This is a genomic window from Pantoea sp. CTOTU49201 (assembly GCF_032054795.1).
Taxonomy (GTDB): domain Bacteria; phylum Pseudomonadota; class Gammaproteobacteria; order Enterobacterales; family Enterobacteriaceae; genus Pantoea; species Pantoea symbiotica.
Genome location: NZ_DAMBSA010000113.1, coordinates 1 through 11,823, shown reverse-complemented (window position 1 = coordinate 11,823; position 11,823 = coordinate 1). Strand labels below are relative to the sequence as shown.

Genomic DNA, 11,823 nt, shown 5'->3' with positions numbered 1-11,823 from the left:
ATTCACGATTCCTGACGGACCGGCGGCGATTCGCTCCTGCTCAGCGCCACCTCTCGCCGCATCCCTGCGGCTCGCCCTGGAATCCCTCATTCGTTCAGCGGATTGGGATGTCGCCTCAACACCCACGCTGCAGCAGTAGTGCGAATTCTTAACTCACAACCGCTATAAATCTCGTCGGGTTGCCATTCATGGCGGCTTGGTGCGCATGAATGCGCACCCTACGAAAACCTCGCCAAACACTGTAGGGTCGCCATTTATGGCGACCTGGTTAATCACCGCGCGGACGCGGTTACGCGACGCCATTCACCAGCAGCACGCGGTACTTCGCGCCTTTCAGCCGATGCGCTTTGGCTTCCTGATACGCCGGGCTGAAATACCAACCTTTCGCCGCCTCAGCATCCGGGAACTCCAGCACTACCACGCCTTCCGCTTCCGGGCCTTCCAGCGTTTCTAGCTGGCCATAAAACGCCAGCGGGGTGATCGGGTGATCGCCACGCGCCTGGCCGGCTTTTTCGGCGTAGGTTGCCAGCTCGTCTTTGTCTAAGGTTTCGTCCTTAATAAACACCACATATGCAGCCATTACTTCTCTCCTCGCGCCTGGCGTTTGTCTTCAGTGTTGTTATCGAAATCGGCGGCATCATGGCGCTCCAGCAGTTGATCCTGCGGCTCGGCACCAAAGGCGCGATTCACTTTACGACCACGAATCACCGCCGGACGCTCAGCAATCTCTTTCGCCCAGCGCACCACATTTTTGTACGACTGCGCATCAAGGAATTCGCTGCCGCCATACTGGTTATTCAGCACCAGATTGCCGTACCACGGCCAGGTGGCGATATCGGCGATGGTGTATTCGTCACCGGCGAGGAAGCGATTGTCGGCCAACTGACGATCCAGAACATCAAGCTGGCGTTTGGCTTCCAGCGTGAAGCGGTTGATGGCGTATTCGATTTTTTCTGGCGCGTAGTGATAGAAGTGACCAAAGCCGCCGCCGAGGTACGGCGCAGAGCCTTGCAGCCAGAACAACCAGTTCAGGGTTTCGGTGCGGCCCGCCAGCGAGGTTGGCAGGAAGTGACCAAACTTCTCAGCCAGATAGAGCAGGATGTTGCCGGATTCAAACACGCGCTGCGGTGGCGTGACGGAATGGTCGCTCAGCGCCGGGATTTTCGAGTTCGGGTTTACATCGACAAAACCGCTGGAGAACTGATCGCCATCGCCGATACGGATCAGCCAGGCATCGTATTCGGCGTCTTTGGCACCGACCGCCAGCAACTCTTCCAGCAGGATGGTAATTTTCTGGCCGTTTGGCGTGCCGAGCGAGTAAAGCTGCAGCGGATGTTTGCCGACCGGCAGGGTTTTCTCGTGCGTCGGCCCGGCGGTTGGACGGTTGGTTTTCGCGCCGTTACCTTTGGCTTCCGGGTCCCAGGTCCAGACTTTCGCGGGCTGATACTGATGTTCCGACATATTGGTTTCGCCTTGTTGTGTTTGTATTTTTGCTGCTACTGAGTGTAGCAGCGCGTGATACAGGCGATTTAACCGCGCTGGCGGTGCGACGCAAAGTCCGATTATGTAAAGTTCTCTTGCGTAAACAGCATAAAGTCCACTTTGCCGGGCTGATAGGTATCGGGAATCTCGCCCTCTTCCAGATGCCGCAGCATCAGCGCTAAAGCGAGCTGGGCATGGCGCAGGGTATTTTGATCGAGGGTTAAAGTCAGCACGCGATCCTGCAACAGCCGACGTGTGGTGCTGTACAACTCGTGCGTGACGTACAGCACTTTGCCGTCGAGACGATGCCGCGCCAGCGCTTCGTGCACCTGGGTATTGCCAATGCCGGTGTTATACAACCCAACAATCGGCGGCGAGGCGGCCAGCGTTTTCTCTAACAGACGGCTGATGCGTTCGCGCTCATCCTGACCGGCAAGAATCTCGCGCAGGCGCAGCTGCGGAAAGCGTTCGGCCAGCACCGCCTGAAACCCCTCAATGCGCAGGCGATGCGCGGCGTAATCGGCGCGTCCACTCATCAACACCACTTCACCCGGCTGCGACAGCATGCTGCCGAGCATCAAACCGGCGGTGCGTCCGGCTTTGTATTGATCGATGCCGACGTGGCACAGCCGCGCGGCATCGGGCAGATCGGCGACCAGGGTGATCACCGGCACGCCACGCGCTTTACAGGCGGCGAGCGCATCGTAGATCAGCGGATTTTCATGGGCGAAGACGATCAGCGCGTCCATCTTTTTACTGCTGGCGGTGATGTGCGCGGCGAGTTTTTCCGGCGCGTTTTCCGGAATCAGCGTGCGATGCAGGCGCAGGCGACGATAACCGAGTTCGTCGGCGAGTTTGGCAAAGTCTTGCGCTAGTTGCTGGAAGAAGAAGGAGGCGTTGCCGCTGAGCAGCACTTCGATCTGCCACGGATGGCGATGCTCCTCGGGCAGAATGCGTTTCAAACCGGCGTCACGCGCTGCCTGCAGGATTTTTTTGCTCATGGCGGGTGATACGCCGCCGCGATCGTTGAGTACCCGGTCAACCGTGGCGACACCAACGCCCAGTTGTTTTGCCAGCTCGGCCAGCGTCACTGCTTTCATGTTGCGTGCATTCCATCAGAGCGGGCCCTCATCCTAACCTTCTCCCGCCAGCGGGAGAAGGGACCGATCGAGCACTTAACTAACCCAACAGCTCACGCTCAATCAGCTCACGGGTTTCCACCGCTTGATACTTCATCTTTTCCGGATAGCCAAATAGCGCCGCTGAGATAATCGACTCGCCGCCGACCTTAAAGGTACGGTTGGCGAAATTCATTTCGCGCAGCGCTTCAAACAGCGCATCGAAATTCACTTCGCCTTCACCGACCGCCACGTGCTGGTGGATGGTGGCATCCACGCCTGGCGGGTTGACGATATAGCGGCAGTGCTTGGTGTGGTTCATGGTATCGGCGATCAGCATATGCGACAGATCGTCGCCCGCGTAATGCAGCATGTTCTTCACATCGCCCACGCCTTTGTCGTAATAGAAGGTGTGCGGTGCGCTGTAGATGTACTTCACGTTTTCGCTGCGGAACGACTTCACAATGTCAGCGGTTTCGTTGCTCTGCTCGCAGAAATCCCACGGATGCGCCTGAATTTCGACGCGGATGCCTTCACGTTCGATGATCGGCAGCAGCTCTTCCATCGAGCGATAGAACATCTCTTCACAAATTTCCGGCTCGTTGGGATTGCCCGACAGCTCGGTGTTGATCACCTGCACGCCCATTTCGACGGCAATCTCAATCATGCGTTTCCAGTTCTTCACCGCCGCCTGACGACGCAGTTCATCGGGGCCAGACCAGCGATAAACGGTGATAAACGAGGAGATTTCCAGCCCGGTGGCATTCAGCGCATTCTTGTATTCGCGCATGATTTCACGGCTGGCTTTCGGATGTTTATAGAACGGGTTGATCTGCGGGTGCGGCGACTGCTCGATGTACTTGTAGCCCCATTCTGCCACCTGATGCACCATGCGCGTGATGCCAAGATCCCTGATTACATCCACATCAAAAGCGATTTTCATTGTTTTCTCCTGAGCGTTAAGCGGTGCGCTCTTCATTAAAAACCACACCGATCTGCTGCCGCACTGCATCCATCGCGTTCAAGGTCGCCAGCGAGGTGGCAAGCGGACGCACAGGCGAGTCGGTCAGGCCCTGATGAATACACCAGGCGGTATGTTCGATTTCATGACTGAGCTGAATATAGCGATTGGCCGGTTCTTCCCAGCGCAGCGTGTGGCGGCCATCGCTGGAGGTCAGACGGAAGTTACCCGGCGCGTAAAACTGGCCGTCGAGATAAAGCGTGGCATCACGACCAGCGATAACGGCGGTGCCGGGCGTGTTGCTGAACAGCGTGGTGTTGAGCACCGAATGCATGCCGTTGGCGTGGGTCAGCAGCATCGACGCCTGGCCGTTGACGCCACCCGGCGCGGGTTGGCCTACGGCGGTAATGCTCGCGGGTGCACCGCCGACCAAAACACTAAACCCAAGCAGATAGCTGCCGAGATCCAGCATGGTGCCGCCTGCCAGATCTGCATTAAAAATGCGGTGATCTTCGGTGAAGTACTCGCCATGATCGGCCAGCAGCGTATGAACGTCACCCAATGCGCCATCGGCCAGCAACTGGCGAATCACATCGTATTTCGGCGCAAAGTCGCACCACATCGCTTCAACGCACAGGCGCTGCTGCTGTTGGGCTGCCTGTTGCAACTGCAAGGCTTGCTGCGCGTTGAGCGCCAGCGGTTTTTCAATCAGCACATGTTTGCCAGCCTGCAAGGTACGCAGACCGTCGCTGAAGTGATGATTATGCGGCGTGGCGATATACACCACATCGACATCATTGCGGCTGAGCAGCGCATCAATGCCTTCCACCGCATGCGGAATTTCCCATTTAGCGGCAAAGGCTTGCGCTTTATCGAGGCTGCGCGAGGAGACCGCAACCAGCTGCTGCTGCGTATGGTGGCGCAGCGCATTGGCAAAGTGATCGGCAATCCAGCCGGGCCCAACAATGCCCCATCGCAGCACAGGAATTTGATGGGCAGGATGACGACGCGGGACAGGTAAAGTGGTAGGGAACATGGTATCTCCGTTTATTCGACCTTTTTAAGGCAGATCGCGTTAAATGTAGGAAGAGCCAACCGCAGTCTCTACTCTTTTTCTGATGCGAAACCATCAGCCTAAACCGCCTTTGATGCGCCAATAAATATCAAACATTTATTCTGAATGGTATGAAAATGAAATGAGTTATTTCGTTTTTGCGAGGGCGATCAAAATACTGAGAGATTCTCTATCACCCGATGCCGTTTAATGATGATTTCTGCGTTTGAGGATTGGTGATTTTTAGCGGGTTAGGGCATTATTTTTGATAATTTATTATCATTTTAATCTGGAATACCGTGCATGAGTAAAATCACCATGACCGCAATCGCCGCCGCCGCCGGTGTTGGCGTGGCGACCGTTGATCGCGTATTAAACCGTCGTGCGCCGGTGCGCGCCGCCACTGAACAGAAGGTGCTGGAAGCGACCAATCGCCTCGGTTACCGCATCGGCAATGTGCCGCTGCTGAGCGGTATCGCGCCCACCGCCAGCGTGACGCTGCGCATGGGCTTTATCCTGCTGTCAAAATCCTACTCGTTCTATCATTCCCTCACCGATGCGCTGCGCCAGCATACGCAGCCGTTTCATCCGGCAGGCAGCGAACCGCTGTTTACCTGGCACGACATCGATGATGTGGAAGCGGTGGTGGCCTCGCTGTATGCGCTGGCCGAGCAGGTGGATGCCATTGGCTTAGTCGCGCTGGATCATCCGCTGATTCGTCATGCGATAGAAAACATATCGCGTCAGGGCGTGCGGGTTTATGCGCTGTTTTCCAACTTTTCGCCGTGCGGCCACGCCGGTTATGTCGGCCTGGATAATCAGAAAGCCGGGCGCACTGCCGCGTGGATTGCCACGCATCTGTTGCATCAGCCGGGCTCGGTCGGCGTGCTGGTGGGCGACCATCGCTTTATCTGTCAGGAAAGCAATGAGATCAGTTTCCGCTCCTATCTGCGTGAACAGGACAGCGCGCGGCGCGTGCTGGAGCCGCTGAAGACCAATGAATCGATTGATGGCGGCTACCGTTCCACGCGTCAGTTACTGGAAGAACATGCCGATTTGGCGCTGATCTTCGCGCCGTGCGGCGGCATTGAGGGCGTGATTCACGCCTTGCGCCAGCAGCCGCAGCGCAAGGTGGCGTTGATTTGTCATGGTCCGGTGAAAGAGGGCGAGCTGGCGCTGATTGATGGCACCATCACGGTGATGATCCGCAATCGCATCGACGAAATGGCCATGCGTTTGGCGCAGATGGTGCAGCAGCATCATGCGGAACCAAATGACCATTTCACCCAGATCATCCTGCCGTTCGATATCGTCACGCGTGAAAACCTGTAATACATTTCAAATCGGTCGCCATAAATGGCGACCAAACGTTGTCATTGCTGGATTTGATGTTTTTTCTATCATTTTAATGATGCGAAATACTATGATCGCTATCAAAAAATGAATGTTTCATGGTTGTTGGTGATGAAATATTTATTTGATACTTGCGCTATCCACTACCGCAAGGAACGATCATGACTATTCATATTGCTAACGCGCCCTGTAGCTGGGGCGTTGATGACCCGAAAAATCCCTTCCTGCCGCCGTGGCAGAAAGTCCTGAGTGAAGCTTCACAGGCCGGTTATGAAAGCATTGAGCTGGGCCCGTGGACCTATTTGCCGGTTGAACCTTCCGAGCTGCGCCAGCAGCTGGAAGCGCATGACCTGTCGCTGGTGGCGGGTACCATTTTTGATGATTTGGTGAGCGAAGCTAATTTCCCGGCGATGGTTGAGCTGGCGCACAACATCTGTCGCAACTTGTCTTTGGTACCGACTGCCACTAAAACCCATGCGGACAACAAACCCGCGCCTTATCTGGTGATTATCGACTTCGGTAATCCAGAACGCGCCAAATACGCCGGTCAATCCGACAAGGCGCCGCGCCTGTCAGATAGAGAGTGGCAGCGCATGATGCAGCACATCACCACGCTGAGCCAGATTGCCTGGAACGAATACGGCGTGCGCGCGGTGATCCATCCGCATGCCGGCGGTTGCATTGAGTTTGCCGACGAGCTGCAACAGCTGGTGGAAGACATTCCGCATGAAGTAGCCGGTTTGTGCCTCGATACCGGACATTTGTACTACTCCGGCATGGATCCGATTCCTTACCTCAGCCGCTACTGGGATCGCATCGATTATCTGCACTTCAAAGACGTTAACGATGCGGTATGGCGCGACGTGATTGCGCGCGGCGTCGATTTCTTCGCTGCCTGTGCAGAAGGCGTGATGTGCCCGATTGGCAAAGGGGCGATTGATTATCCGGCGGTGCGCGCCTTCCTGGCAGAGCGCAATTATCAGGGCTGGATCACCGTCGAGCAGGAGCGCGATCCGCGCGATGCCGACACCAGCCTGCGTGACGTCACCGCCAGCCTGCACTATTTGCAATCGGTCGGATTCTGAGGAGAACAGCATGATTAACGGCATTAAAGCTTTGGATCGCTCGCTGCGCTGGGGCATGGTTGGCGGCGGCGGTACCAGCCAGATTGGGTATATTCACCGTTCGGCGGCCACGCGTGACAACAACTTCACGCTGCTGGCGGGCGCATTTGATATCAACGCCGAGCGTGGCCGCGCCTTTGGCACCTCGCTGGGGATTGACGCCGATCGCTGCTATGCGGATTACGAAACGATGTTTGCGGCAGAAGCGGCGCGTCCGGACGGCATTGAAGCGGTGTCGATCGCTACGCCTAACAACACGCACTTCACCATCTGCCGTGCTGCGCTCAATGCGGGTTTGCATGTGGTGTGCGAGAAGCCGCTGTGCTTTACCGCCGCCGAAGCCGATGAGCTGGAGCAGCTGTGCGCCGAGAAGAAGAAAATCATCGGCGTGACCTATGGCTACGCCGGACATCAGCTGATTCACCAGGCGCGCGAGATGATTGCGGAAGGTTTGCTAGGCGAGATCCGCATCATCAACATGCAGTTCGCACACGGCTTCCATAACCAAGCGGTTGAATTGCAGAACGAAAGCACCAAGTGGCGCGTCGATCCGCGCTTCGTCGGGCCGAGCTATGTGCTGGGCGATTTGGCGACGCATCCGCTGTTTATCGCCGAAACCATGGTGCCACATCTGCAGGTGAAACGTCTGCTGTGCAGCCGCCAGAGCTTTGTCAAAACCCGTGCGCCGCTGGAGGATAACGCCTTCGTGATGATGGAGTACGACAACGGCGCTGTCGGCACCATGTGGGCATCGGCGGTGAACTGCGGTTCGATGCACGGCCAGAAAGTGCGGGTGATCGGCGAGAAAGCCAGTCTGGAGTGGTGGGACGAACAGCCGAATCAGCTGCGCTATGAAGTGCAGGGCGAGCCGGTGCAGATTCTCGAGCGCGGCATGGGTTATCTGCATCAAAGCGCGCTGGCTGACGACCGTATTGGCGGCGGGCATCCGGAAGGATTGTTTGAAGCCTGGTCCAATCTTTATCGCCGTTTTGCGCTGGCAATCGATGCTACCGATCGTGGCGATCAGGCGTTCCTCAAGGATTTCTGGTATCCAGGCGCGCATGCCGGTTTGATGGGCGTGCGTTGGGTGGAACAGTGCGTGAAATCCGCCGATGCGGGTGCGGTGTGGGTGGATTGTTGAGATTGGTGCGGTTATTGGCCAGGTCGCCATGAATGGCGACCCTACAAAGGATTGGCGCGTTTTTCGTAGGGTCGCCATTCATGGCGACCTGAAATTCAGTGTGAGCGTAGATCGCTGAGAAAGCGCTGCGCGCGCGGGTGCTGCGGCTGGGTGAAGAACTGTTCTGGCTGTGATTTTTCCAGAATCTGTCCCTGATCCATAAACCAGATGGTATCTGCCACTTCACGGGCAAAGTTCATCTCGTGGGTGACGCACATCATCGTCATTCCTTCCTGCGCCAGACCGCGCATCACCGACAACACTTCACCGACCATCTCTGGATCGAGCGCCGAGGTCGGTTCATCGAACAGCATCACCGGCGGCTTCATCGCCAGCGCGCGGGCAATCGCTACTCGCTGCTGCTGGCCGCCAGACAGCTGCGCCGGATAGGCATCGGCTTTGTGCGCTAAACCGACGCGCTCCAGCAATTCACCGGCCTGACGACGTGCCTCGCTGCGCTTCACGCCCAGTACTTTCATCGGCGACATCATGATGTTCTCGGCCACCGACACATGCGGGAACAGGTTGAAGCTCTGAAACACAAAGCCGATGCGCGTGCGAAGTTGATTGAGGCGCGTGCTGCTGCCGTGAATATCGGTGCCATCAAACACGATCTGGCCGTCATCAATGGGCTCTAAGCGGTTAACGGTGCGAATCAGCGTCGATTTGCCCGAGCCGGACGGACCGCACACCACCACCACTTCGCCGGGATTAATCTCGGCGCTCAGGTTGGTCAGCGCCTGATACGCGCCGTACCATTTGTTGACCTGATTAAACATGATCATCGGTCCCATGCTGTTTCCTTATTGCGAAGAGGTTTTAGTCAGCATCACCGCGGGTGCCACGCTGGGCGTTGGCTGCGGCGGTTGACGACGTTTCTGCGCAATATGCGCTTCGAGTTTATTGGCCAGCCAGGTAAGGCTGAAGCAGATGATGTAGTAACTCAGCGCCACAATGGCGAACACCTGGAACGGTTTGGTCAGCAGCTGATTGCTCACCTGATTGGCGGCAAAGGTCAGTTCCGGCACGTTAATCACGTAGCCGAGCGTACTGTCTTTGATGATCGACACCAGCTGGCTAACCAGGCTCGGCAAGGTGTTGAACAGCGCCTGCGGCAGAATCACCAGACGCAGGGTTTTCAGGTGGCTCATGCCCAGCGCACGTGAAGCTTCGTATTGGCCGTGCGGTAACGCCTGAATGCCGCCGCGCACTATCTCGGCGATATAGGCACTTTCATAGATCACCAGCGTACACAGCATGGTGGCGAAGCCGCTGATGTTGTGGCCGATCAGCAGCGGCACACAGAAGTAGGTCCAGAACACCACCATCATCAGCGGGATGCCGCGCAGCAGGTAAACCCAGCCGGTGGCGGGCCAGCTCAACCAGCGCCACGGCGACAGACGCGCCAGGCCCAGCAGCACACCAATCGGAAACGCCAGCAGCACCGCCAGCACCGAGATCAGCAGCGTACAGAGCACGCCGCCAATCGGACCATTAGGGTATTGGCCCATCAACAGCAGCATGCCGTTGTCATGCAAAATGGTGAAAATCTCAAACATCGCCATTACCTCGCATAGACGCGCTGGAAGCGGCGGGCCATCAGTGCGCCAAGGCCCATCAGCAGCAGGGAGAAGAACAGATAGCCTACGGTCGCCACGATGTAGGATTCGAAGGTACGGAACGTTTGGTTCTCAATATCGCGCGTCACATAGGTCAGATCCGCCACGCCAATCACCATCGCCAGGCTGGTGTTTTTAAACAGCAGCACCGTGTGGTTGATCATCGCGGGCAGCGCGTTGCGAATGCCCTGCGGCAGAATCACGCCGCGCATGGCGCGCACGTAGCTCATGCCGAGTGCGCGCGCGGCTTCGTTCTGGCCGTCGGGAATGGCGCGCAGCCCGCTGCGGATATCTTCGGAGAAGTACGCCGCCTGGCACAGGCCCAGCGCGGTGAGGGAGAACAGGAACTCGGCGTTGTAGTTGTTGATCCACATCTGCAGCGCTTCCGGCAGCAGCGTGGGAATGGCGAAGTACCACATCATCAACTGGATCAGCGTCGGCACATTGCGGTGATAAGAGACATAGGCTTTGACCAGCCCGACCGCGATGCGGTTTTCAGTCAGGCGGATCACCACCAAAAGCAGCGCCAGCACCATCGCCAGCAGCCAGGCACCCAACGCCAGTTCAAGGGTGATCACCGTTCCGTCAACGATCATCTGGCCGTATTGGCCGGTTATCACACTGCTGAAATCGAGAGCCATTCTGTTACCTCATGGTCGCAAATTACGCGCTGTGGTCGCCCGGTCGCATGGTGGAAAGACCGCCCGGCACCTGCAGCGTTGGGGTGATTTCGATGTTGCCAATATTCACCGCCAGCGGTGCCGCGAGCGCGAAGGCGACGCAGTCGGCGATATCTTTGGCCTGCGGCAGTTCAAAGCCATCAATGAAGCGGCGGCGCGCCTCTTCGTGATCGCCTGACACGTTGCCGAAGATATCGGTGGCGACGCGGCCCGGACAGATTTCGGTGATGCGCACGCGCGCGCCGTAGCAATCGACGCGCAGCTGGCGCGAAAGTGCATGCACACCGGCTTTGGTGGCGTGATACACCGAGTTACCGTTGAAGTTGTAGATGGCAGCAATTGAGGTGATGTTGAAGACGTGGCCGCGATCGCGTTTCACCATGCCCGGTACCAGCAAACGGCACAGATGCAGCACCGCGCGCAGATTGACGTCGACCTGGGTTTCAATCACGTTCTCATCGGCATCAAGGATCGATCCCGGATGCGACAGGCCCGCGTTGTTGACCAGAATGTCGATTTCGAGGTCTTTACACAGCGCGGTCAGCGCGTTGACGTCGCTGACATCCACCGCGTGCGGAATACAGCCGGTACGATCGGCCAGCGCCGCCAGCTGCTCTTTACGGCGCGCCACCGCGTGCACGGTGATGCCCTCTTTGCACAAGCGCTCAACGATCGCTTCACCCATTCCCGCGGATGCGCCGGTTACCAGCGCGGTTTTGTAATCTGAAAATGGCATCTGCCTCTCCTCGTTATGGCGTCTTTTGACTGTATGCAGTTATGCCGCAAGGGCATAAGACATAAAAATTTTGAGGCAATAAGCGCCCCTTATAACCCCGTTCGGCTGGCATTTATGGCGACCGAAACGTCAACAGGTCCTCGTCGTACTCCACCGCAGACGAATGCTCTGCGGCGAACGACTGCACCGTGCCACTATCCGGACTGATCACCGGCACATACAGCGGGCCAACCTGCACCAGCGCCACTATTTCACCGGCCACAATCTGCTGGCCGGGCGCGACAAAATCCTGCTGGCTATGCGGATGGCGGCGCAGCAGCGTGCCGGGCATCGGTGCGCCAATGCGTTGTGTGATGGAGGGGATTTCAGCGGCGGGAACCGTGGCAGGCGCGGGCGTGGCTGGCGTGGCGGCGAAGGTCAACCGCACCGACCAGTGCTTGCCATCGAGCGCCAGACTGTTCAGCCCGGAGGATTGCATCTTGCGCGCCAGCGCGCGCAGCGTCGGCAGCGGTATTG

General features: G+C 57.5%; 13 protein-coding genes. 3 read left to right on the top strand and 10 right to left on the bottom strand.

Features of this window, described 5'->3' with window-relative positions; genetic code table 11:
• Positions 1 to 289: 289 nt before the first annotated feature.
• The 5 genes from RTY00_RS10315 to RTY00_RS10295 all read right to left on the bottom strand — a co-directional run bounded on the left by RTY00_RS10315 (position 290) and on the right by RTY00_RS10295 (position 4,597).
• Positions 290 to 580 carry a DUF1330 domain-containing protein gene (locus RTY00_RS10315; RefSeq protein WP_265300767.1) on the bottom strand — a complete coding sequence of 97 codons (291 nt, stop codon included), beginning with the start codon at positions 578 to 580 and terminating at the stop codon, positions 290 to 292.
• Complete coding sequence (yghU, locus tag RTY00_RS10310) at positions 580 to 1,461, bottom strand: glutathione-dependent disulfide-bond oxidoreductase (protein WP_312664360.1); 882 nt, start codon at positions 1,459 to 1,461, stop codon at positions 580 to 582. Before yghU ends, RTY00_RS10315 begins: the two co-directional genes overlap by 1 nt.
• A 101-nt stretch (positions 1,462 to 1,562) precedes the next feature.
• The gene (locus RTY00_RS10305; protein WP_312664359.1) at positions 1,563 to 2,582 is read right to left on the bottom strand and encodes a LacI family DNA-binding transcriptional regulator; all 1,020 of its coding nucleotides are present in this window, start codon (positions 2,580 to 2,582) and stop codon (positions 1,563 to 1,565) included.
• A gap of 79 nt (positions 2,583 to 2,661) precedes the next feature.
• Complete coding sequence (locus tag RTY00_RS10300; protein ID WP_007888450.1) at positions 2,662 to 3,543, bottom strand: sugar phosphate isomerase/epimerase family protein; 882 nt, start codon at positions 3,541 to 3,543, stop codon at positions 2,662 to 2,664.
• A gap of 16 nt (positions 3,544 to 3,559) precedes the next feature.
• Positions 3,560 to 4,597 carry a Gfo/Idh/MocA family oxidoreductase gene (locus tag RTY00_RS10295; protein WP_312664358.1) on the bottom strand — a complete coding sequence of 346 codons (1,038 nt, stop codon included), beginning with the start codon at positions 4,595 to 4,597 and terminating at the stop codon, positions 3,560 to 3,562.
• Between the two features lie 321 nt (positions 4,598 to 4,918).
• On the opposite strand from RTY00_RS10295, the gene RTY00_RS10290 reads away from it, so the two are divergent.
• The 3 genes from RTY00_RS10290 to RTY00_RS10280 all read left to right on the top strand — a co-directional run bounded on the left by RTY00_RS10290 (position 4,919) and on the right by RTY00_RS10280 (position 8,233).
• Positions 4,919 to 5,947, top strand: a complete 1,029-nt coding sequence (locus RTY00_RS10290) for a LacI family DNA-binding transcriptional regulator (RefSeq protein ID WP_312664357.1) — start codon at positions 4,919 to 4,921, stop codon at positions 5,945 to 5,947.
• Between the two features lie 182 nt (positions 5,948 to 6,129).
• Positions 6,130 to 7,053: a TIM barrel protein gene (locus RTY00_RS10285; protein WP_312664356.1), complete on the top strand. Its 924-nt coding sequence runs from the start codon at positions 6,130 to 6,132 to the stop codon at positions 7,051 to 7,053.
• 10 nt (positions 7,054 to 7,063) lie between these two features.
• Complete coding sequence (locus RTY00_RS10280; RefSeq protein ID WP_312664355.1) at positions 7,064 to 8,233, top strand: Gfo/Idh/MocA family oxidoreductase; 1,170 nt, start codon at positions 7,064 to 7,066, stop codon at positions 8,231 to 8,233.
• Between the two features lie 95 nt (positions 8,234 to 8,328).
• Here RTY00_RS10280 and RTY00_RS10275 read toward each other — a convergent pair whose 3' ends face one another.
• The 5 genes from RTY00_RS10275 to RTY00_RS10255 form a co-directional block, all read right to left on the bottom strand.
• The gene (locus tag RTY00_RS10275; protein WP_008106948.1) at positions 8,329 to 9,066 is read right to left on the bottom strand and encodes an amino acid ABC transporter ATP-binding protein; all 738 of its coding nucleotides are present in this window, start codon (positions 9,064 to 9,066) and stop codon (positions 8,329 to 8,331) included.
• A gap of 9 nt (positions 9,067 to 9,075) precedes the next feature.
• Positions 9,076 to 9,831 (bottom strand): amino acid ABC transporter permease, encoded by a 756-nt coding sequence (locus RTY00_RS10270; protein WP_154193197.1) that lies wholly within the window; start codon positions 9,829 to 9,831, stop codon positions 9,076 to 9,078.
• A gap of 5 nt (positions 9,832 to 9,836) precedes the next feature.
• Complete coding sequence (locus RTY00_RS10265) at positions 9,837 to 10,532, bottom strand: amino acid ABC transporter permease (protein ID WP_312664354.1); 696 nt, start codon at positions 10,530 to 10,532, stop codon at positions 9,837 to 9,839.
• Between the two features lie 22 nt (positions 10,533 to 10,554).
• Complete coding sequence (locus tag RTY00_RS10260) at positions 10,555 to 11,307, bottom strand: SDR family oxidoreductase (RefSeq protein ID WP_008106954.1); 753 nt, start codon at positions 11,305 to 11,307, stop codon at positions 10,555 to 10,557.
• A gap of 112 nt (positions 11,308 to 11,419) precedes the next feature.
• Positions 11,420 to 11,821: an acetyl-CoA carboxylase biotin carboxyl carrier protein subunit gene (locus RTY00_RS10255; protein ID WP_312664353.1), complete on the bottom strand. Its 402-nt coding sequence runs from the start codon at positions 11,819 to 11,821 to the stop codon at positions 11,420 to 11,422.
• Positions 11,822 to 11,823: the final 2 nt, after the last annotated feature.

What these genes read in the sequence shown, in the direction of transcription:
- RTY00_RS10315 (WP_265300767.1), bottom strand. Translation starts at nt 580, where the DNA reads ATGGCTGCATATGTGGTGTTTATTAAGGACGAAACCTTAGACAAAGAC.
- yghU (WP_312664360.1), bottom strand. Translation starts at nt 1,461, where the DNA reads ATGTCGGAACATCAGTATCAGCCCGCGAAAGTCTGGACCTGGGACCCG.
- RTY00_RS10305 (WP_312664359.1), bottom strand. Translation starts at nt 2,582, where the DNA reads ATGAAAGCAGTGACGCTGGCCGAGCTGGCAAAACAACTGGGCGTTGGT.
- RTY00_RS10300 (WP_007888450.1), bottom strand. Translation starts at nt 3,543, where the DNA reads ATGAAAATCGCTTTTGATGTGGATGTAATCAGGGATCTTGGCATCACG.
- RTY00_RS10295 (WP_312664358.1), bottom strand. Translation starts at nt 4,597, where the DNA reads ATGTTCCCTACCACTTTACCTGTCCCGCGTCGTCATCCTGCCCATCAA.
- RTY00_RS10290 (WP_312664357.1), top strand. Translation starts at nt 4,919, where the DNA reads ATGAGTAAAATCACCATGACCGCAATCGCCGCCGCCGCCGGTGTTGGC.
- RTY00_RS10285 (WP_312664356.1), top strand. Translation starts at nt 6,130, where the DNA reads ATGACTATTCATATTGCTAACGCGCCCTGTAGCTGGGGCGTTGATGAC.
- RTY00_RS10280 (WP_312664355.1), top strand. Translation starts at nt 7,064, where the DNA reads ATGATTAACGGCATTAAAGCTTTGGATCGCTCGCTGCGCTGGGGCATG.
- RTY00_RS10275 (WP_008106948.1), bottom strand. Translation starts at nt 9,066, where the DNA reads ATGGGACCGATGATCATGTTTAATCAGGTCAACAAATGGTACGGCGCG.
- RTY00_RS10270 (WP_154193197.1), bottom strand. Translation starts at nt 9,831, where the DNA reads ATGTTTGAGATTTTCACCATTTTGCATGACAACGGCATGCTGCTGTTG.
- RTY00_RS10265 (WP_312664354.1), bottom strand. Translation starts at nt 10,532, where the DNA reads ATGGCTCTCGATTTCAGCAGTGTGATAACCGGCCAATACGGCCAGATG.
- RTY00_RS10260 (WP_008106954.1), bottom strand. Translation starts at nt 11,307, where the DNA reads ATGCCATTTTCAGATTACAAAACCGCGCTGGTAACCGGCGCATCCGCG.